Annotated in this window: 19 protein-coding genes; 11 read left to right on the top strand and 8 right to left on the bottom strand. The window is 70.5% G+C overall.

The annotated features are described in order from the left end of the window. Positions 1-52: 52 nt before the first annotated feature. The 5 genes from LGR69_RS01930 to LGR69_RS01910 all read right to left on the bottom strand — a co-directional run bounded on the left by LGR69_RS01930 (position 53) and on the right by LGR69_RS01910 (position 5,305). Positions 53-796 carry an amino acid ABC transporter permease gene (locus LGR69_RS01930; RefSeq protein WP_230364992.1) on the bottom strand — a complete coding sequence of 248 codons (744 nt, stop codon included), beginning with the start codon at positions 794-796 and terminating at the stop codon, positions 53-55. A gap of 16 nt (positions 797-812) precedes the next feature. Then, complete coding sequence (locus tag LGR69_RS01925; protein WP_230364991.1) at positions 813-1,661, bottom strand: transporter substrate-binding domain-containing protein; 849 nt, start codon at positions 1,659-1,661, stop codon at positions 813-815. Between the two features lie 267 nt (positions 1,662-1,928). Further along, positions 1,929-3,257: an LLM class flavin-dependent oxidoreductase gene (locus LGR69_RS01920; protein WP_230364990.1), complete on the bottom strand. Its 1,329-nt coding sequence runs from the start codon at positions 3,255-3,257 to the stop codon at positions 1,929-1,931. Positions 3,258-3,270: 13 nt separating this feature from the next. Beyond that, positions 3,271-4,314, bottom strand: a complete 1,044-nt coding sequence (locus LGR69_RS01915; protein ID WP_007565658.1) for an LLM class flavin-dependent oxidoreductase — start codon at positions 4,312-4,314, stop codon at positions 3,271-3,273. Between the two features lie 4 nt (positions 4,315-4,318). Beyond that, positions 4,319-5,305 carry an aliphatic sulfonate ABC transporter substrate-binding protein gene (locus LGR69_RS01910; RefSeq protein ID WP_230364989.1) on the bottom strand — a complete coding sequence of 329 codons (987 nt, stop codon included), beginning with the start codon at positions 5,303-5,305 and terminating at the stop codon, positions 4,319-4,321. A 440-nt stretch (positions 5,306-5,745) separates the two neighbouring features. Here LGR69_RS01910 and LGR69_RS01905 point away from each other — a divergent pair, with 440 nt between their 5' ends. From LGR69_RS01905 to LGR69_RS01870, 8 genes are all read left to right on the top strand, one after another. Next, positions 5,746-6,879 (top strand): methionine ABC transporter ATP-binding protein, encoded by a 1,134-nt coding sequence (locus LGR69_RS01905; protein WP_230364988.1) that lies wholly within the window; start codon positions 5,746-5,748, stop codon positions 6,877-6,879. Then, the gene (locus tag LGR69_RS01900; protein ID WP_230364987.1) at positions 6,869-7,534 is read left to right on the top strand and encodes a methionine ABC transporter permease; all 666 of its coding nucleotides are present in this window, start codon (positions 6,869-6,871) and stop codon (positions 7,532-7,534) included. Before LGR69_RS01905 ends, LGR69_RS01900 begins: the two co-directional genes overlap by 11 nt. Positions 7,535-7,576: 42 nt before the next feature. After that, the gene (locus LGR69_RS01895) at positions 7,577-8,356 is read left to right on the top strand and encodes a MetQ/NlpA family ABC transporter substrate-binding protein (protein ID WP_091861538.1); all 780 of its coding nucleotides are present in this window, start codon (positions 7,577-7,579) and stop codon (positions 8,354-8,356) included. Between the two features lie 343 nt (positions 8,357-8,699). Beyond that, positions 8,700-9,923 (top strand): acyl-CoA dehydrogenase family protein, encoded by a 1,224-nt coding sequence (locus LGR69_RS01890; protein ID WP_230364986.1) that lies wholly within the window; start codon positions 8,700-8,702, stop codon positions 9,921-9,923. Positions 9,924-10,164: 241 nt separating this feature from the next. Further along, positions 10,165-11,265: an ABC transporter substrate-binding protein gene (locus tag LGR69_RS01885; RefSeq protein WP_230364985.1), complete on the top strand. Its 1,101-nt coding sequence runs from the start codon at positions 10,165-10,167 to the stop codon at positions 11,263-11,265. A gap of 8 nt (positions 11,266-11,273) precedes the next feature. After that, complete coding sequence (locus tag LGR69_RS01880) at positions 11,274-12,278, top strand: ABC transporter permease (protein WP_007565650.1); 1,005 nt, start codon at positions 11,274-11,276, stop codon at positions 12,276-12,278. Beyond that, the gene (locus LGR69_RS01875) at positions 12,272-13,063 is read left to right on the top strand and encodes an ABC transporter ATP-binding protein (RefSeq protein WP_230364984.1); all 792 of its coding nucleotides are present in this window, start codon (positions 12,272-12,274) and stop codon (positions 13,061-13,063) included. The genes LGR69_RS01880 and LGR69_RS01875 overlap by 7 nt, the downstream gene beginning before the upstream one ends. Before the next feature lie 94 nt (positions 13,064-13,157). Next, positions 13,158-14,114 carry an aliphatic sulfonate ABC transporter substrate-binding protein gene (locus LGR69_RS01870; protein ID WP_230364983.1) on the top strand — a complete coding sequence of 319 codons (957 nt, stop codon included), beginning with the start codon at positions 13,158-13,160 and terminating at the stop codon, positions 14,112-14,114. A gap of 4 nt (positions 14,115-14,118) precedes the next feature. Here LGR69_RS01870 and LGR69_RS31760 read toward each other — a convergent pair whose 3' ends face one another. Continuing rightward, the gene (locus tag LGR69_RS31760; protein WP_268868315.1) at positions 14,119-14,241 is read right to left on the bottom strand and encodes a hypothetical protein; all 123 of its coding nucleotides are present in this window, start codon (positions 14,239-14,241) and stop codon (positions 14,119-14,121) included. Positions 14,242-14,764: 523 nt separating this feature from the next. Between LGR69_RS31760 and mdcB the strand changes: the two genes are divergently transcribed. From mdcB to LGR69_RS01855, 3 genes are all read left to right on the top strand, one after another. Continuing rightward, positions 14,765-15,649 carry a triphosphoribosyl-dephospho-CoA synthase MdcB gene (gene mdcB, locus LGR69_RS01865; RefSeq protein ID WP_230364982.1) on the top strand — a complete coding sequence of 295 codons (885 nt, stop codon included), beginning with the start codon at positions 14,765-14,767 and terminating at the stop codon, positions 15,647-15,649. Positions 15,650-15,735: 86 nt separating this feature from the next. After that, the gene (locus LGR69_RS01860) at positions 15,736-16,470 is read left to right on the top strand and encodes a DUF3750 domain-containing protein (protein WP_230364981.1); all 735 of its coding nucleotides are present in this window, start codon (positions 15,736-15,738) and stop codon (positions 16,468-16,470) included. Positions 16,471-16,766: 296 nt separating this feature from the next. Further along, positions 16,767-17,000 carry a hypothetical protein gene (locus tag LGR69_RS01855; protein WP_230364980.1) on the top strand — a complete coding sequence of 78 codons (234 nt, stop codon included), beginning with the start codon at positions 16,767-16,769 and terminating at the stop codon, positions 16,998-17,000. 46 nt (positions 17,001-17,046) lie between these two features. On the opposite strand, the gene LGR69_RS01850 is transcribed toward LGR69_RS01855, so the two are convergent. After that, complete coding sequence (locus LGR69_RS01850; protein WP_230364979.1) at positions 17,047-18,126, bottom strand: DUF2778 domain-containing protein; 1,080 nt, start codon at positions 18,124-18,126, stop codon at positions 17,047-17,049. Positions 18,127-18,362: 236 nt separating this feature from the next. After that, positions 18,363-19,145 carry a lytic murein transglycosylase gene (locus tag LGR69_RS01845; RefSeq protein ID WP_039903410.1) on the bottom strand — a complete coding sequence of 261 codons (783 nt, stop codon included), beginning with the start codon at positions 19,143-19,145 and terminating at the stop codon, positions 18,363-18,365. Between the last annotated feature and the right edge of the window lie 669 nt (positions 19,146-19,814).

The following is a 19,814-nucleotide window of genomic DNA, read 5'->3' as shown; positions in this document are numbered from 1 at the left end:
GCCCAGGCCGGGCCGAGGGCGGCACGGCCGCGCGCGGGGAGCGCCGCGGTGCTCAAACGCCGTATCCCGGGACCGCGAGCCGGCGCTCCACGTAGCGGCCGATCTGCGACAGCACCGTGTTGATGAACCCGAAGAACAGCAGGATCACGATCATCAGCTCGAGGACGTTGTCGCGCTGCGTCCAGATCATGATCGAGGCGTAGGTCACCTCGCCCACGGCGATCGCCGACCCGATGGTGGTCAGCTTCACCAGGTTGACCAGGTTGTTCACGATGGCCGGCATGGCCGTGCGCAGGGCGAGCGGCAGCGTCACGTAGCGCAGGACCTCGAACGAAGAGAAGCCGATGGCATGGGCGGTCTCGACCATGGCCGCGGGCACGGCCTCGATCCCGCCGCGCAGGGCCTCCGCGTGGAAGGCGGCGATGTGGAGCCCGGTCACCGCCACCACCCAGAAGAACGGCGTGAACGGGTTGTTCGCCGCGCCGCCGAGCGCCTTCGACAGCAGCATGTTGAGCGCGAAGAACGCGAACATGAGCTGGACGAGGGTCGGCGTGTTGCGGGTGAGCTCGACATAGGCCCGCACCGGTCCGGCGAGCCACGGGCGGCCCGAGGTCAGGGCCGCCGCGAAGGCCACGCCCGCGGCGAGGCTCAGCGGGATCGCCAGGAGCACGAGCAGGAGCGTCGTGCCCATGCCGGCGATCCAGGGCCGGACCTCGGACGGGCTCAGGAGGAAATCGTAGTGCAGGCCGACCTCGCCCGCGAGGGCGACGAAGGTCCGGACGGCTTGGTCGATCATGCCGGCAGCGACGCGATCACGGCTTGGCGGGCGCGGCGTATTTGCGCCGTGCCTCCTCCAGGAAGGTCGGATCGACCAGGCGATTCGCCTTGGCCATCTCCAGCATGGCTCCCGACGCGTGCAGCTCGCGCACCGCCGCGTCCAGGGCCGCACCGGTGTCGCGCTCGCCCTTGCGCAGCCAGATCACCGAATCGGCCGGCTCCAGCTCGGTCGGGATGACGATGGCGTAGTCCTTCCACGCGTCCGGGCGGTCGGCGAGCAGCAGCTTGATCGTCGGGGCGACGTGGACGGCGATGACGCAATTGCCGCCCTGCAGCGCCAACATGGATTCCGGCTGGCTCGGAATGCCCTTCACCTCGGCGCCATAGGTGTCGGCCAGGGGCTGCGCGTAGTTGGAACCCTGCGAGATGCAGACCGGCTTGCCCTTCAGGTCCGTCCAATCCTTGATCCCGCTGTCCTTGCGGCCGAGCGCGGCCCCGCCGGCCCGGTCGTACGGGGTCTGCACGTGATCCATGATCTTCGCGCGATCCTCGGTGAACTGCATGTTGGCGATCAGGACGTCGACCTTGCCCTGCTGCAGGAACTGCACCCGGTTGGGCGGCGTGACGGTGACAAGCTCGACCTTGACGCCGAGCTTCTCGGCCAGCGCCTTCGCCAGATCGATGTTGAAGCCCTTCTCGGCCCGGCTCTGCGGATCGATGTAGCCGAAGGGCGCGCCCGACAGGATGATCCCGACCGTCAGCTTCTGCCGGCCCTTGATCCGGTCGAGGGTTGCATCCGCACGGGCTTCCGAGCCGAACGCGCCGGCCAGCAGCGTGAGCGCCAGGGCACAGAGCGGGAGCTTCGTGGATGCGGTGCGCGCCATGACGGTTCCGGTTTCCTGACGTTCTGCCGGCCCATCGGGCCCGGGGCGATCCGATCGCGCGCCGGCCGGCTGCAGCGGCCGCGCTCCATACGCGCCGCGTGAGCCGACGGGACAGCGCGGGCTTACAGCACGGCCCGATACCGATGGCGGCGAGCGAAAGTGCCTTAAAGCCGTTCCCGCCCGGGTTGCAATCCGACTCGACGCTCAGTCCGCGACGATCCGCGCGCGCTTTCCGTCGAACCGGCATCCGGGCCGGTCATGCGCGCGCTAGCGGCGGCCGGCGGGCGGGGTCCAGGCGACCCGTTCGAGCCCGAGATGCTCGCGCAGCGTCGTGCCCTCGTAATCCCGCCGGAACAGGCCGCGCCGTTGCAGGATCGGCACGACCGCGTCCACGAAGGTCTCGAAGCCGTCCGGCAGCACGTCCGGCATCAGGTTGAACCCGTCGGCGGCGCCGGCGCGGAACCAGGCCTCGATGTCGTCAGCGACCTGCTCGGGCGTGCCGACGATGATGCGGTGGCCGACGCCGCCGCCCAGCGCGCGCAGGAGCTGACGCACCGTCAGGTTGTCCCGCCGGGCGAGCGCAACGGTGCCCTGGAACATCGTGTGGTTGGCGTCGGGGGGCAGCGGCAGCGGGTCGGGCAGCGGCTTGTCGAGGTCGAGCCGCTCGGGATCGATGCGCAGCGTCCCGGCCAGGCGCGCGAGGCTGTACGCGATCGGCACGAGCTCCCAGAGTTCGTCCTGGCGCCGGCGCGCCTCGGCCTCCGTGCCGCCGATCACCGTGGCGAGGCCCGGCAGCACGACGATCGCGGCGGGATCCCGGCCATAGCGCGCGGCCCGGGCGCGCAGATCCGCGGCATAGGCCGCGCCGTCCGGGATGGTCTGGGCCAGGGAGAACACCGCGTCGGCGGTGGCGGCGGCGAGGTCGCGGCCGTCCTCCGAGCCGCCGGCCTGCACCGTCACGGGCCGCCCTTGCGGCGAGCGCGGCACGGTGAGCGGGCCGGCGACGCTGTAATGGGTGCCGCGATGGTCGATGGCATGGACCTTGGCGCTGTCGGCGAAGCGCCCGGTCGCCTTGTCGCCCACGAGCGCGTCGTCCTCCCAGCTGTCCCAGAGGGCGTGAACGACCTGGGTGAATTCCCGGGCCCGGGCGTAGCGCGCCCCGTGCTCGGAGGCCCCGGCAAAGCCGAAATTGCGGCCGGCTGCGGCGTCCGCCGTAGTGACCACGTTCCAGCCGACCCGGCCGCGGCTGACGAGGTCGAGCGTCGCGAAGCGCCGGGCGAGGTTGTAGGGCTCGTTGTAGCTGGTCGAGGCGGTCGCGATCAGCCCGATATGGGTGGTCGCGGCGGCCACGCTCGCCAGCACGATGGTCGGTTCGAGCGCCATGAACGGCCGGTGATCGATCCGGTCGTTGATCGCCGGTGTGTCGGCCAGGAAGATCGCGTCGAGCTTGCCGCGCTCCGCCACCCGGGCGACGCGCACGTAGTGGTCGATATCGACGAACGCGTCCGGGCGGCTGTCCGGCAGCCGCCAGGCCGAGGGATAGACGCCGGCATGCAGCAGGTTGACGTTGAGGTGGAGTTCGCGGCGCGCGCTCATTGGAGATCCTGAGTCAGCGAACGCGCGGCAGGATCTGCTCGGCGAACCGGCGCATCTCGGCCTCGAATGGCTGGAATTGCAGCATGAATAGGTCGATACCGGCCGCGTGGAAGGCGCGGATGCGGGCCGCGACCGTCTCGTAGCTGCCGACCAAGCCGGCCGCGGTGCCGCCATTGGTGCCGACATGGCGGCTCGCCGCCGCGTCGGTCTTGGCGAACATGACGCTCGCCGTATCGGTCCGGGCACGGGTGTTGGCGCGCAGAGCCGCGTCGCGCTGCGCCAGGGCGAGGAGGCGGTCGTGCTCGGCCTCCGCCGCCGCATCGGTCTCGCGGGCGATGACGAAGGCCGAGAGGCCGTAGCGCAGCGGCCCGTTGGCCGCGGGACGGCTTGCGACATCGGCGATCAGGCCGCGGACATCCGCGAGCGGCTGGCCGTTGATGAACCAGATATCGGCGTGATCGGCCGCCAGGGCCCGGGCCGGCTCGGATTCGCCGCCGAGATAGATCCGGGGCCGCGGCCGGTCGGTGCCGGCGGGGCGGAGCTGGTAATCCTGGACCTGGAAATGCGCGCCCGCGAAGGTCACGCGCTCGCCGCGCATCAGCCGGTCCACGAGGGCGATCCACTCGCGCCCGTAGGCGTAGCGGTCGTCATGGGCCGGGAACGGCAGGCCGGCCCGCTCGAACTCGGCCCGGTTCCAGGCATTCACGAGGTTCAGCGCGAAGCGGCCGCCGCTGACATGCTCGATCTGGAGCGCCATCTTGGCGAGCACCACCGGGTGGTACAGGCCCGGCTTGATCGCCGCGATGATCTCGATCCGCCGGGTCAGGGCCGCCAGAGCCGCCGCGGCGGTCCAGGCTTCGAGCTGGTCGCGGTTCTCGTCGTAGGGGTTCATCGTGTGCTGGGCGACCAGCACCGAATCGAAACCGAGGGCTTCGGCCTCCAGCACCAGGGCGCGGTTGCGCTCCCAGCTCGCGTCGTCCGGTTCGTCGGGATCGTGATGGGCGGCCCGGGAGCCGTGGACGGCGGCCCAGATGCCGAAACGGGGTGCGTCGGCCATCGGCTCAGCCCTTCACCGCCGGCGGCGTCCAGACCGGGACGTCGGTGGCGTCGATCCGGCGCGGAATCAGCTTGGCGTCGAGGAAGGTGTCGGCGATCGCCTGCTGCTCGCCGAGCTGCCCCCGCTCCACCGGCTCCACCAGGTAAGTGCGCCGGGCATTGGCTGCCGCCACGACGGCGGGGGGCAGGTCGCCCCAGACGGGGGCGAGCAGCGCCACCGCCGCCTCCGGGTTGGCCTTCGCCCACTGCCCCGCCTCGACCAGCGCCCGGTACACCGTGGCGACCACCTCCGGATGGGCGGCGACGAAGCTGTCGTTCACGAGGTAGTAGCGGTGGTAGCTGGTCAGGCCGGACCCGTCCGCGATGGTGCGGACCGGCCGCTTGGCCTCGGCGAAGGCCAGGAACGGGTCCCAGATCGACCAGGCATCGAGGCTGCCCTGCTCGAAGGCGGCCGCCCCCTCGGGCGCCTGGAGATAGGCCGGCCGGATGTCGTCGAAGCCGAGGCCCGCCCGTTTCAGGGCCGCGGCCAGGACGTAGTGGCTGCCGGACCCGCGCGAGACGCCCACCGTCCGCCCCTTGAGGTCGGCGACCGTGCGGATCGGCGAATCCGCCGGCACGATGATCGCCTCGGCGGCCGGCGCACCGCGCTCGCGGGCGTAGAAGGTCAGCGGCGCCCGCGCCGACTGGGTGAAGATCGGCACCGCGTCGGCGACGTCGGCATGGATGTCGACCGCGCCGGCATTCATCGGTTCGAGGACGTTGGTGAACAGGTGCCAGGTCGGCGTGAAGCCGAGCGGCGCCAGGCGCTCGGCCAGGGTGCCCTTCACCTTGAGGATCGTGAACAACACCGAGGAGCGCTGCATGCTGATCTTCACCTCGCGCGCTGCCGCACGCGCCGGAGGCGACGCGACGGGCAGCGCCGCCGCGCCCAGGCCGGCCAAGAGGAGCGTCCGGCGGGACGGGAACCGTCCTGCGGGCGTATCGTCGGTCATCGTGGACTCCGGTCGGTGAGCGCCCGGCGTCGTGCACGCCGGAACCGACATCCTCGGTTCGACGGCTGCGGGAGCGCGTGACCATTATTGAAGCCCGCGGGCGTCGGGCGATCAATGAAACAAGGTTTCGAATTCGCGGCGCTTCGAAGAACAGACCTTCTCCTCAGGCGACAGGATGAAGGATGGAGACTTCCGCACGCCGTGAGTCCCCCGGAATTGGGTTTTGCGCACTCGCCCTGAGCCAAGGCCAATCGGCGATCTTGGCTGGAAAAATTATTCTGCCTGAATTGCGAAACACAAAAAAACGTTCTCTGGAGCCGGGAAACTATGTGCCCGCCTTTCCTTGACCGCTCTCGGCGTCGGCCGTCATACAGATCGCTTGCGGATCACCCGATAGCATTGCGGACCCACCGGTCCCGCTCGAGGAGCACCCACAGGCTGTGTCCACCCTGCCGCCGTCCAGCGAACCCGCCAGCACGCCGTTGATCCGGTTCGAGAACGTCTCGAAGACCTATCCGGCGCGGAAGGGCGCGGCGCTCGTCTCGGCGCTCTCGGGGATCGACCTCTCGGTCCCGGCCGGCACGGTCCTCGGGGTGATCGGGCGCTCCGGCGCGGGCAAGTCGACGCTGATCCGGTTGATCAACGGCCTCGAGCGGCCGAGCGCCGGCCGGGTCGTGGTCGGCGACGCCGAGGTGTCGAGCCTGTCCGAGCGGGACCTGCGGAATGTGCGGGCCCGGGTCGGCATGATCTTCCAGCACTTCAACCTGCTGTCCTCGCGGAACGTCGCCGACAACGTCGCCCTGCCGCTGGAGCTTGCGGGCTGGAAACGCGCGGCGATCCGGGCGCGCGTCGCGGAACTGCTCGCCCTCGTCGGGCTTGAGGCGCAGGCCGGCCGCTACCCGGCGGAGCTGTCCGGCGGCCAGAAGCAGCGCGTCGGCATCGCGCGGGCGCTCGCCACCGAGCCGGACGTGCTGCTCTCCGACGAGGCCACCTCCGCCCTCGATCCGGAGACGACGCGCTCGATCCTGGCCCTGCTGAAGAGGATCAACCGCGACCTCGGCCTGACCATCGTGCTCATCACCCACGAGATGTCGGTGATCCGGGCGGTCGCCGACGATGTGGCGGTGATCGACCGCGGCGCGATCGTGGAGCGCGGCACGGTCTACGAGGTGTTCACCCGGCCCCAGGCCGAGGTGACCCGCAGCCTGCTCGCGGGCGAAGTCGGGCTCGACCTGCCGGCCGGCCTCGCCGAGCGGATCTCCGCCGATCCGCGGCCCGGTGGCGTGCCGGTGCTGCGCCTGTCGCTGCGGGGGGCGCAGGCCGACACCGCGATCATCGCCCGACTCGCCCGCGAGACCGGGATCGAGGCCGTGATCCTGGCGGGCGCGGTGGACGAGATCGGCGGCCAGCGCTTCGGCTCCCTGGCCGTCGGCCTTTCGCCGGGACCGGACGTCACCGCCCGGGCCCAGGCCTATCTCGCCGGCCTCGGCATCCCGGCCGACTTCCTCGGCTATCTGCCGCCGGCCCAAGACGCCGCTCAAGACGCCGCCCAGGGGGCCGCCCGTGTCGCCTGAGCTGATCAACCTGCTGGTCCAGGCCACCGCCGACACGCTGACCATGGTGGCGCTCGCCTCCGTCATCGGCACGCTGCTCGGTCTGCCGCTCGGCGTGTTCCTGGCGACGAGCCAGCGCGGCGAGCTGCTGGCCGCGCCCGCCCTCAACGCCGCCCTCGGCGTGATCGTCAACGCGACGCGCTCGACGCCCTTCATCATCCTGGTGGTGGCGATCATCCCGTTCACCCGGCTGGTGGCCGGCACCTCGATCGGGACCTACGCCGCCAGCGTGCCGCTGACGGTGGCGGCCACGCCCTACATCGCGCGGCTGGTCGAGGCGGCGATCCGCGAGGTCGATCACGGTCTGGTCGAGGCCGCCCGGGCCTTCGGTGCGAGCCCGGCCCAGATCATCCGCAAGGTGCTGATCCCGGAGGCGCTGCCCGGCATCGTCCTAGGGCTCACCCTCGCGGTGGTGTCGCTGGTGGGCTACTCGGCCATGGCCGGCGCGGTCGGCGGCGGCGGTCTCGGCGATCTCGGCATCCGCTACGGCTACCAGCGCTTCCGGCCCGACATGATGCTGGCGGTCGTGATCGTCCTGATCGTGCTCGTGCAGGTGTTCCAGAGTGCCGGCGAGCGCCTCGCGCGCCGCCTCAACCGGCGCCACCGCCAGAGCTGAGCCGCAGACCCGTTCGCCCCCGAAATCGCGAGACCGCCTGCCATGTTGCGTCGCCTGGTGCTTGCCGCCCTCCTCGTGCTGCCCGGTATCGGGCACGCGGAGCCCCTGAAGCGGGTCCGCATTGGCGCGACGCCGGGACCGCACGGGCAGATCCTGGAGGCGGCGAAACCCGTCGCGGCGCGCAACGGCCTCGACCTGCAGATCATCGAGTTCTCGGATTACGTGGTCCCGAACGAGGCGCTGTCGGCCGGGGAGATCGAGGCGAACTCGTTCCAGAACCAGCCCTTCCTCGACAACCAGAAGGCCGATCGCGGCTACAGGATTGTCGGCGTCGCCCCGACGGTGAACTTCCCGCTCGGGATCTACTCGAAGCGGCACAAGAGTTTCGACGCGGTGCCGAATGGCGGCACGATCGCGATCCAGAACGATCCGACCAATGGCGGCCGCTCGCTCCTGCTCCTGCAGGACAAGGGCGTGATCAAGCTGAAGGCCGGCACCGGGTTCAAGCCGACGGTCGCCGACATCGTCGAGAACCCGCGCAAGCTCCGGTTCATCGAGGTCGACGCGGCGCAGACGCCCCGGTCGCTGGACGATGTCGACGCCGCGGCGGTGAACACCAATTTCGCCACGCCCGCCGGCCTGAAACCCTCGGACGCGATCCTCAAGGAGGAGCCGAAGGGGCCCTACGTGAACCTCCTGGCGGTCCGGGAAGCCGACCGCGATCAGCCCTGGGTGAAGGCGCTCGTGGAGAGCTATCGCAGCCCCGAGGTCAAGGCGTTCATCGAGAAGACGTTCGGCAGCACCGTGCTGCCGAGCTGGTAGCGGGCGCAATCACAGCGGTCGGCACATCGCCGACCGCGTGTTGCGAGACGATTCGTCCGGCGGTCCCGCCGGGCCGCTTCGGGAGCGCGTCTCTCTCCACGATGCCGCCCTGCGCCCACCGCGTCGCTTTTCGACGAGAATGTTGTTTCTCGAAAGAGCAGACGCTGAGAAACACCTGTTCGCACAGTAGTGCGCGAAGAGATCGCGGTTCCAAATCGATCGACACGGGTCGTTTTCCTCGCATTGCCGCTTGAGATCACAGCTCGACTTGGCGAATCCATAGGTCTCGCGCCGAACGCCGTCCGGCATCGGCCGCGACGATCAGGATGGGAAGCTTCGGGCGATGACGCAGCGGGATGCGGGTTGGGGCGCTGGCCCGAGTGAGCGTTACGAGGAACTGGCCGCGCGCTTCCGGCCCACCTTCGCCGAGATCCGGGCCACGGCGGTCGAGCGCGACCGCACGCACCGCCTGCCGCATGCGGAGATCGGCTGGCTGAAGGAGGCCGGCTTCACCACGTTGCGCCTGCCGGTGGAGGCGGGCGGCCACGGGGCCAGCCTGCCCGAGCTGTTCAACCTGCTGATCGAGCTGTCGCAGGCCGATTCCAACGTCACCAACGCGCTGCGGGCCCATTTCGGCTTCACCGAGGACGTGCTCGGCTCGACCGACCCGGACTGGCGCGCCCGCTGGATCGTCAGGATCGCCGCCAGCGCGACGGTGGGCAGCGGCGTCTCCGAGACCGGCCCCGCCAAGGTCGGCCAGTTCGACACGGTGGTGCGCCGCCGCGGCGCCGAGCGGGTCGTGTCGGGCAAGAAGTTCTACACCACCGGCTCGCTGTTTGCGGATTACATCCATCTCTCCGCCGATGACGAGGACGGCAACGCCCTGACGGCGGCGGTCCCGACCCGGGCGCCGGGCGTCGAGATCGTGGACGATTGGGACGGGTTCGGCCAGGCGCTCACCGCGAGCGGCACGATCCGTTTCGAGGACGTCGTCCTGTCGCCCGACCTGATCAAGCCCGATCCGGCGCGCTTCCCCTACGCGATGGCGTTCTTCCAGCTGGTCCATCTCGCGACGCTCGCCGGGATCGGGCGCGCCGCGGCCGAGGATGTCGGGCGCCTGGTCGCCGAGCGGAACCGTGTCTACAGCCACGGCAATGCCGGACGCACCGCAGAGGATCCGCAGATCCTGGCCGTGGTCGGCCGGGTGCGCGGCAACGCCTACGCGGCCGGTGCGGTGGCGCTGAAGGCGGCCGAGGCGCTGCAACGTTCCTATGAGCTGCACCGCGACGCGCCGGGTCCCGAGGCGGAGCGCGCCACGGCCCTGGCGGATGTCGAGGTCAACCAGGCGGTCACCGTCGTGACCAATCTCGTCCTCGAAGCGACCACCATCCTGTTCGACGCGCTGGGTGCCTCGGCGGTCAAGCAGGGGCTCGGCCTTGATCGCTACTGGCGCAACGCCCGCACCATCGCGTCGCACAATCCCCGGATCTACCGGGACCGGATCGTCGGCGCCTTCGCGGTGAACGGCACCGAGCCGCCGCGCCAGTACCGCGTCGGCTCGGCCTGATTGTGGAACGCAGATCGTCCCGGGCGACGAGCCAAGCTAGCGAAGAACTTTTCCGAGTCCCCGAAAAGATCAGAAGACGCTTTCGTTGACTCTGCTCCGGTGCGACCGAATACTCGTTCTGTTGATCCCTCGACGGATCATTCACCAAATATGAGGATGCATGATGGGCTCGGCCACATGGCCGGGCCACGTCCTGCGTCGGACCACATCGCCGCGCGGTCGCGCGGCCCGGAGACGTGCGATGATTGACGACCCGTCACATCCGGGACCCCAGGATTCGGCCCGGATGCCCTCGCGCCGCCTGCTGCTGCGCGCCAGCGCCGCCGCGATGGCCTCGCCCTTCGGCCTGGGCATCGGTGCGAGCCAGGCCTGGGCGCCCGGGCCCGGCGCCCCGTTCGATCCCGGCCCGCTCTGCCGGCCCGTGGCGGCCGAGGCTCCTGCGGCCCCGCTGCGGCCGGTGAAGCTCGCCTGGAACGCCACCGCGATCTGCACCGCCGCGGCCCCGGTCGCCAAGGAGCAGGGCATCTTCGCCCGGCACGGGCTCGACGTGGAGTTCGTCAATTTCGGCGGCTCCACGGAGGCGCTGCTAGAGGCCATCGCCACCGGCAAGGCCGATGCGGGAATCGGCATGGCCCTGCGCTGGCTCAAGCCCCTGGAGCAGGGCTTCGACGTGAAGATCACCGCGGGCGTGCATGGCGGCTGCCTGCGCCTCCTCGCCGACAAGGCCAGCGGCATCACCGACATCGCGTCCCTGAAGGGCAAGACCGTCGCGATCAGCGATCAGGCGAGCCCGGCCAAGAACTTCTTCAGCCTGCTGCTCGCCAAGGCCGGGATCGACCCGGACAATGGCGTGGAATGGCGCCAATACCCGGCCGAGCTCCTGAACCTCGCCGTTGAGAAGGGCGAGGCCCAGGCCCTGGCCGATGGCGACCCGCGCACCTGGATCTGGCTGAAGGATCCCCGCTTCACCGAGATCTCGACCAACCTGTCCGGGGAATACGCCGACCGAACCTGTTGCGTCGTGGCGGTCCGCGGCACCCTGCTGCGGAACGATCGGGCGGTCGCCACCGCGCTGACCCGGGCGATCCTGGAGGGCGGGCACGCCGTCCACGAGAACCCCGAGGCGGCCGCGAAGGCGTTCGCCGGATATGGCGGCAAGGGTTCGATCGGCGATCTCGCCGCGATGCTGCGCAACCAGCAGCACGGCGACAGCCCGGTCGGCGGCCGGCTCAAGCAGCAGCTCGCCCTTTACGGGGACGAGCTGAAGCTCGTGAACGTTCTCAAGCGCTCGACCGACACGGCCAAGTTCGCCGAGCGGATCTACGCCGACGTGCTGAGCTGAGGCGCCTCATGTCCGGAAGCATCACCGCCGGCACGGCCCCGCGCAGCAGCGCCGGCGTCACGCGCCTGCCTATCCCGTCCTGGGGTATCCTCACGGCCGGCTTCGCCTGGCTGGTCCTGGCCGGCGCGACCCTCGAACTGCCGGAGGCGGGCGACTTCCCGCGGACGGGTTTCTTCGCGCAGGGCGCCGGACTTGTCGGCCTGGTGCTGCTGCCGCTGGGGCTGGCCGCCGGGCGGCTCGGGACCGCCGGTTCGCGACTCCGGCATTGGAGCCCGTGGCTGGTGGCTCTGGCCGTCGCCCTGCTGGCCTGGGAGCTGGTCACGGCGAAGTTCGATCTCTTGCCGATGCCGTTCTTCCCGCCGCCCCAGGCGATCCTCGAAGTATTCCTCGACGATTGGCCGAAGCTCGGCGGCAGCACGCTGAACTCGCTGATCCTGCTGGCCGGCGGCTACGCCTTCGGGGCGGGGCTGGGTTTCGTGCTCGGGGTCGCGATCGGGACCTTCAGAGCGGTCGGCTACTGGGCCCATCCGGTGCTGCGCTTCGTCGGGCCGCTTCCGGCGACCGCGTGGCTCCCGCTGGCCTTCTTCGTCTTCCCGTCCTCGTGGTCGGCGAGCACTTTCCTGGTCGCCCTGGCCACCGGCTTTCCCGTGACGGTGCTGACCTGGTCCGGGGTGGCGGGCGTCAACAATGCCTATTTCGACGTGGCGCGCACGCTCGGTGCCTCGCGCAGCTTCCTGATCCTGCGGGTGGCGATCCCGGCGGCGCTGCCGCACGTCTTCGTCGGGCTCTTCATGGGGCTCGGCGGCTCCTTCGCGGTGCTGGTGGTGGCCGAGATGCTCGGCGTGAAGTCGGGGCTGGGCTGGTACCTGCAATGGGCCCAGGGCTGGGCGGCCTACGCCAACATGTACGCGGCGCTGATCGTGATGGCCCTGATGTGCTCGTCGCTGATCACCCTGCTGTTCCGCCTGCGAGACCGGCTCCTCGCCTGGCAGAAAGGGCTGGTGCAATGGTAGCCGCGACGCAGGAACAAGCGATCGACCAGGCCCTCGGAGCCAGCCTGCAGGTGGAGGCGGTCAGCCACGCCTTCGACATCCGCGGTGCGCCCCTGCCGGTGCTCGACCGGGTCAGCCTCACCGTCGCGCCGGGCGGGTTCGTGGCGCTCCTCGGACCCTCGGGTTGCGGCAAGTCCACCCTGCTGCGGCTTGTGGCCGGCCTGGAGCCGCCGGATCAGGGGGCGATCACGGTCGATGGGCAGCTGGTCGAGGGGCCGGACCCGTCCCGGCTCCTCGTGTTCCAGGATCCGACCCTGTACCCGTGGCGGACTGTGCGCGGGAACGTCGCCCTCGGGCTCGAGGCCCAGGGCGTCGGCCGCGCCGCCCGCGCGGCGCGCATCGACAGGGCGCTGGGGCTCGTCGGGTTGTCCGGCTTCGCGGATGCCTACCCGCACCAGCTCTCCGGCGGCATGGCGCAGCGGGCGGCCCTGGCCCGGGCGCTGGTCAACGAGCCGCGCCTGCTGCTTCTCGACGAGCCCCTGGGCAAGCTCGACGCCCTGACCCGCCTGGCGATGCAGGCCGAGATCCTGCGGCTCTGGCAGGAGAAGCGCTTCACGGCGGTGCTGGTCACCCACGATGTCGAGGAGGCCCTGATCCTGGCCGAACGCGTGATCGTGCTGGGCGACCGCCCGGCCGCGATCCGGGCCGAGCTGCCGGTCGTGGCGCCCTACCCGCGCCACCGGGACGATCCCGACCTCGTCCGGCTGCGCCGGACGATCCTGGAGATCCTCGGCCAGGCGACCTGATCGGAGTCGGCCGGCTGCGTCACACCGGCCGCTTGCACCGGAGGCGCGCACCGGGTGGTAGAGTGCAGCAAGCGCCCTCGCCCCGGATGATACGATGCCCGAAACCCGCCGAAGCCTGCTCACCGGCCTTGCCGCCGCCGCCCTCGTCACGCCCCTGCGCGCCGCCCAGGCGGCTACGACGCTGCGCATCGGCTACCAGCGGTCCTCGACGCTGATCGCGCTGCTGCGCCAGAACGGCAACCTGGAGAAGGCATTGGCGCCGCTCGGGACCGGTCTGTCCTGGCACGAATTCACCAGCGGGCTTCCGATCATGGAGGCCCTCAATGCCGGGCAGATCGACGTCTCGGCGGATGTGGCCGACACCGTCCCGATCTTCGCGCAGGCGGCGGGCGCCCGGATCACCTACATCGCCCAGGAGGCGCCCTCCCCGGATGCGCAGGCGATCCTGGTGCCCGAAGCCTCGCCTGCCAAGGCGGTCGCGGATCTGCGCGGGAAGCGGGTCGCCGTCACCAAGGGGGCGGGCAGCCATTACCTGCTGCTCGCCGCCCTTGCCGAGGCCGGCATGACCTTCAAGGACATCACCCCGGCCTACCTGACGCCCGCCGACGGCCGGGCCGCGCTCACCAGCGGCGGCGTCGAGGCCTGGGTCGCCTGGGATCCGTTCCTCTCCGCGGCCCGGCAGCAATCCGGCGCGCGGGTCCTGCGCGACGGCGCCGGGCTGTCGCTGTACAAGCGCTACTATCTCGCGGCCGATCCCTACGTGGCCGCCAACGGCCCGGTGCTCGCCGCCCTGTTCGGTCAGCTGGCCGAGACCGGCGCCTGGGTGAAGGCCCAGCCGGACGAGGCGGCGGCGCGCCTGGCGCCCCTCTGGAAGATCGAGCCCGAGGTGATCCTGCGGGCGAACGCGCGCCGCAGCTACCGGGTGGAGCCGGTCACCCGCGCCGGGTTGTCCGAGCAGCAGACAATCGCCGACACCTTCCGGGCCGAAGGCCTCCTGCCCCGCCCCGTGGACGCCTCCGCCCTCGCGATCTGGGAGCCGCCGGCGCGGTGAACCCTCAGGCGCGCGGCACGCCGAGAACCTTCCGGCTCTCCTCGGCCAGCACCGCGTGGCGCACCGCCTCCGGCCCGACGGTGGGCGTCCCCCGGGCGGCAAAGCGTTTGAACAAGAGCCGGGCCAAGCCAGTGCTCGCCTATTCAAGCGAATGTACCCCCCGGGGAACCGCGTGCGCAAATGGGGTTTTCGCTGTAGCTTTCTTAAGGCACTTACAAAATAAGCCGACAGCCCCCGCTCTGGCCGCCGCTTACGGCGGGGTGCGCCATCACGCCTTCATCGGGGTGGTATTCCGCCGCTGAGCGCAAGCATGGGGTCAGGCCGGCGCGATGGATCCAAGGTCGTGCCTTGCTCAAACACTGCCGGCGTCTCGTCTCGAGCGTTGTCCGGTGCGCCTCGTCGCGACGCGCGGAGCCTGTGCCGATTGCATCCTTCCTCTACAGCTGTGATCGTGTCCGCAGGGCTGAAGTACGCGGTTGAAGTCTACGCAACTACGCCGGTCCGGCTCGGCTAGGATCACGGCACCGAGCACCGGCTTTCTCGGCGGTCCTCGGCGCAGCAGGGCGGCGGAATTGACCAGTGATCCGCGGATCAGTAGCAGGCCCGCGCTACGCTTGCAGGGTCGATTGCATTGGGCGACCCACGGCGACATGTCGAAGCTGCGCCGGAGAGGCCGCATTTCTGACCTCGGCCTCCAGGATACCCTCCCCGCGTCGGAACTCTGGGCCGAGCGCGTCGCCGATCTCGCCCATGCGGCGCTGATCGACGAGCTGGAAACCTGGCCCAAGCCGGGTCTCGTCAGCCCGGTCGATTCGGGCAGCCACCACGACATGGATGCGGGCACGCTGCGCCGCAGCGCGGCGGCGATCCGGCCCTATTTCGCCGCGCTCGTGGCCGCCGGCAGGCGCGAGGCCGGGATGGACGAGCTCCGGGCGATCGGCCTCAGGGCCGAGGCGGCGATGCTGGCGGCGACCGGTGGCGTCAACGCGCATCGCGGCGCCATCTTCTCGCTCGGGCTGATCTGCGCCGGCGCGGGCGTGGCCGGACCGGTCCCTGCTTCGGCAGAAGTGCGGGCCGAGGCTGTGGCGCGTCTGTGGGGCGGGGCGATCGCAGGCGCGCCGGCCTCGGCGGACAGCCATGGCGGACGGGCCGCGCGCCGCTACGGCGTCGGCGGCGCCAGCGCGGAGGCGGCCGGAGGATTTCCGACTATCCGCGCCGTGGGCCTGCCGGCGCTGCGCCTCGGTCGAGTCCACGCGCCGGACGATCCCGAGGCCGCCCGGGTGCAGTGTTTCTTCGCGCTCCTGGCCGTCCTCGACGACACCAACCTGCTCCACCGCGGCGGCGCGGACGGGCTGACCCGGGCGCGGGACGCCGCCACGGCCTTTCTCGACGCGGGGGGGATCGCCGCCCCCGATTGGCGCGACCGCGCCGTCGCGATCCATCGCGGCTTCGTGGCGGCGCGCCTGAGCCCGGGGGGCTGCGCCGACCTGCTCGCCACGACACTGTTCCTCGACGCGCTGTCGCGCGAAGTCTGAGCCGAGCTGCACCGTTCGGCCGCATGTGAACCGCGGTTTGCCGTCCCTACATCCGGCCCGTCCCCCGTCACGCCCCGGCCCGCTTCGTGTCCCTGATCAGGTTCGCGCTCCTCGCGCTCGTCCTCCTCTTCCTTGTGCCGGTCGCGGTCTCGGCGACGCTGTACTGGCTGCGTGCCGACGGCGACTGGCGCTCGGCCGACCGGTCCAGCGCCGGTCTCCTTCCGCCGGCCGAATCCCATCCCGATGCCGTCGTGCGGATCTTCTCCGCCCGCACCGTGAGTTGGCGGGGCATCGTCGCGACCCATAGCTGGATCGTGATCAAGGGCAGCGGCGAGCGCCGCTATCGCCGCTTCGACTACACGGCTTGGGGCCAACCGATCTGGATCGACCGCTTCGTGCCCGACGGGCGCTGGTTCGGGAACGCCCCGGAGGTCGTCTTCGCGGCCGACGGGTCCGACGCCGAGGCGATGGTCCCGCGCATCCGCAAGGCGGTGGCTGAGTACCGCTACGCGAGTCCGGGCGATTACGTGGTCTGGCCGGGCCCGAACTCGAACACCTTCGTGGCGGCCGTCATGGCCGCGGTGCCGGAGATGCGGGCGAGCCTGCCGGCCACCGCGATCGGCAAGGACTTTCCCTATGACGGCCGTTGGATCGGCTGGACGCCGTCGGGCACGGGAATCCGGATCAATTTCGGCGGCTATCTCGGCCTGACGCTTGCTTGGGTCGAGGGGCTTGAGCTCAACCTGCTGGGTGGCGTGGCCGGGATCGACCTGCGCCGGCCGGGGATCAAGCTGCCGGCGATCGGCCGCCTCGGGATCTGACCCCGGGCCGACGGGGACAGGCAAACCGATCCGTCGGATCGGAGCGCTCTCCGGCTCTGGGGCTCCTTATCCGACGTTGCGGTGGATCGGCCGGCAGGCGACCCATAGTCATATCGAACCATGATGGTGCAAAATAACCGGGTTGGACGATCGCGTTGCCCGGTTGTTATTATGGATATCGCCCGCGTTATGGACCTCTATAGTGAGCCGCGGCACAAAGGTGCGTTGAACGCGCGACGTAAAGCCTGGATACGGTATGCCAGCCTCGCCCGGACGGGGCATCGGGAGACGGTTTCATGAGGCAGGGGTCCGACAAACCGGCGGCCGTGTCCCGGGATCGGCTGAGCAATATTTCGGACGCCCTGGGGCTGCCCGTCTCGGCCTTCTACGGTACCGGGGACGAGACGGAGAGCTATCTGCTCAAGCTCGTCGCGGCGTATCTCGATGCGGCCAAGCCCGAGGCGCGTGCCCGCTTCGTCGGCGCGGTCGAAGCCCTGCTGCAGGCGGAACGCTCGGGCGTCGATCGCTGACCCGTCTGACCGGAGGCGGACGTGTGGAGCTTCGGTCGGGCGAAGCTCAGTTGCCGTTCCGGGCCATCTGGGTGCGCGCCGAGCCCATGGCGAGGCTCGGAAGCGGATCCTGGGTCCCCGCAACGACGACGAGGCGCTGGACCTCGCCCCGCAGATACGCCTGCAGGAACCGGTCGTAGTCGCGGAACGAGACGCAGCCATTCGAATCGCCGCGCGGGCCGAGCATGTAGGTATGGGCCAGCAGGCCGTCGCGGCCATAGACCGCCTCGTTGCCGCCGACCGGGGTGAGCCGGATCGCCCGCACCCCGTGGAACAGCTGCTCCCGCTCCTTCAGATCGTAGGTGCCCGGAGGCGTCGGGCCGCGCATCCGCACATTGACCATCCGCGGCTCGTCAAACCCTTCGCCGAGGCCGGAATGGGCTTCGAGGCGCTCGCCGCTCGGCAGGATCACGACCCGCGCCGCGATGTTGTAGACGGCGGTGCCGGCCGTGGGGCGCGCATCGGTGGGGGCGAGCGGCGGCGAGATGCGCCGCTGCGGCACGAGATCCGCGGGCCGGCTCTCGAGGGCGGCATAGGCGAGCCCGGGGGCGCGCTCGACGCCGAACAGCTTCTCCAGGAACGAGCGGTCGTCCTCCCGGGGCTGCATCGGCACCGGCGCGGGCTCGCGGCGGGCGATCCGCCGCTCGGCCCTGCGGGCGAGATCGGGGCCGCGGGTGGATCGGAATTCGGGCGGCCGCGGAACGGGGAGCGGAACGATCATGGCCGCCCGTGGGGTCTCGGTCGGTTGCACCTCCGGGGCGGGCGCGGCCTCCGGGATCGGCAGGGGTGGTTCGATCTGCGTCCACGCCCACCGTGAGAGGGGCCCGCCAATGGCATCGCCCCAGGCTTCGGGCGCCGGGGCTTCCGCGTCGGCCGCGTGGGTCGCGGACTCGATGGGTGATTCGCTCTGCGCGACCGGCGGGGCGGCTGCGGCCGGCCGGTCCGCGGACGGACGTCCCGCAGGCGGGAGACCGGTTCCAAGGGCGGCGAGGGCCACCGCGGCGGTCAGGGCTGCCAGGGGCGCCGCATAGGGATGGCGCGCAGTACGGGGGGTGGGGCCGTCCAGCGGCACGGAGTCGATAGCCATGCGGGCGCCAATGCTCTCGTCGCGGAGCGGGCGCCTGCCGGATCATCGGCGCTGCGGCCTCTGAAGGCCGTCAACGCGAATCGATGGGCCGGCCGGCCCCGCCGGGATGAATCAGCGGGGCCCGGCCGGCTTTTCTGCGGCGGCGACGTGGTCGATTGCGGTTCGATCGGGACCATTTTCGGGCGGATAGAGATTTCAGGCCTGAATGCTTGGTCTCATCCGCAATCGATCAATTTTCAGTCGTTATCGATCTGCTTTCCGAGCTGCGCAATGGCCCGCTGGTAGACCGACGCGGCGTTCCAGCCCTGGATCGCCGCGAAGTTCGGCTCGCCGGGCTGATAGCCCGCGCCGGCGCGCCAGCCATGCGCCTTCAGGAAGTTCGCGGTCGACGACAGCGCGGCGCCGACATTGTTCAGATCGCCGGTGCCGTAGGTCAGGACGTTCTTGGGCAGGAACTGGGTGTGGCCGACCTCACCGTGCGCCGCGCCGCGGGTGCTCGGCGACAGCAGACCGCGGTCGACCAGGGTCAGCGCCGCGTAGAGCTGGTCGGTGAAGTAATCGGAGCGGCGGCAATCGTAGGCGAGGGTCGCCACCGCCGAGAGGGTGTTGACGTTGCCGCGGACCGCGCCGAAGCCGGTCTCCATGCCCCAGATCGCCAGGAGCGGCCCCGGGGGGACGCCGTAGCGCTGCTCGATCGAATCGAACAGGGCCGCGTTGGTGCGCTTGAGCTGACGGCCCTTCGACACGATGGTCGGGCCGCCGCGCTTGGCGAGGAACTGCTCCAGGGACAGCTTGAAGCTGCGCTGGCCGCGATCGGCCGAGATCGTGGCCGTGGAGTAGCTGGTGCCCTCGAGGGCGGCCAGGCTCGCCGCGCTGGCCTTGCCGCGCGCCTCCTGAGCGAATTCCCGCTTCCAGGCCTCGAATCCCGCCGCCGTGTTGCCGCACTGCGCGGCCTCCGCCGCACCGGCCATTCCGGCGAGCCCGGCGATCGCCGCCACAGCCAGGGTCATACGCCGCATTTGTTCGATCACGCGAAACACTCCTTCGGCGCGAAACGGCGCCATGGTCTTCAACCGATACCGGGGAACATCTCGTCGACAACAGGGCGAGAAGATGTCGGACAAACCGTCCGCCAGCACTGTGGTATTCGAACCATAGCGCAAGCCCGGCCGACCGCTGAGACGTCCGGCCCGGCGTTTCGCATCATCGTGAACGAGACCTGCCGCCGGTCCGGGCCGGTGAAGCCCGTATCGGCGCGCCCGTATCGGGGGCGTCGCATCCGGCTGCCGAACGAGATTCCGCAGACGATCGGGGTCTCGAGCCGTGTTGTTGCATAGCCAATGCTTTGCCAGCGAAGCGGATTTCCGTAAAAGACCCTTTTGTGATGTCACAACATCGTCAAACGACAATCATAGTTTTGCCGGCGGAAAGATCGCCGCGGAGAAACGGTGTGGGGCCGATGACGTTCCGCTTAGCTTTGCGCCTCCGGCGCCGCCGTTTCGTCTGATCGCGCCCGCGCGATGTCTGTGATGTCATCGGCGGATCGACCGCTTTCAGCCAGCCCATGCGGCCGCTCCGATGTGTTTCCCGCCCGCGGATCGGCGCCGCCGGAACCGGCGTCGCGACCCAGCCGTGCGGCGGTGCCCGAACCCAGCGTGATCTTGGTCCGGGCCTGAGCCCGGTCACCC

Origin of the sequence: Methylobacterium brachiatum (assembly GCF_020523825.1) — a bacterium.
Lineage (GTDB): Bacteria > Pseudomonadota > Alphaproteobacteria > Rhizobiales > Beijerinckiaceae > Methylobacterium > Methylobacterium brachiatum.
Note: the sequence above shows the minus strand (reverse complement) of the source record. Positions and strands in the feature narration are given on the sequence as shown.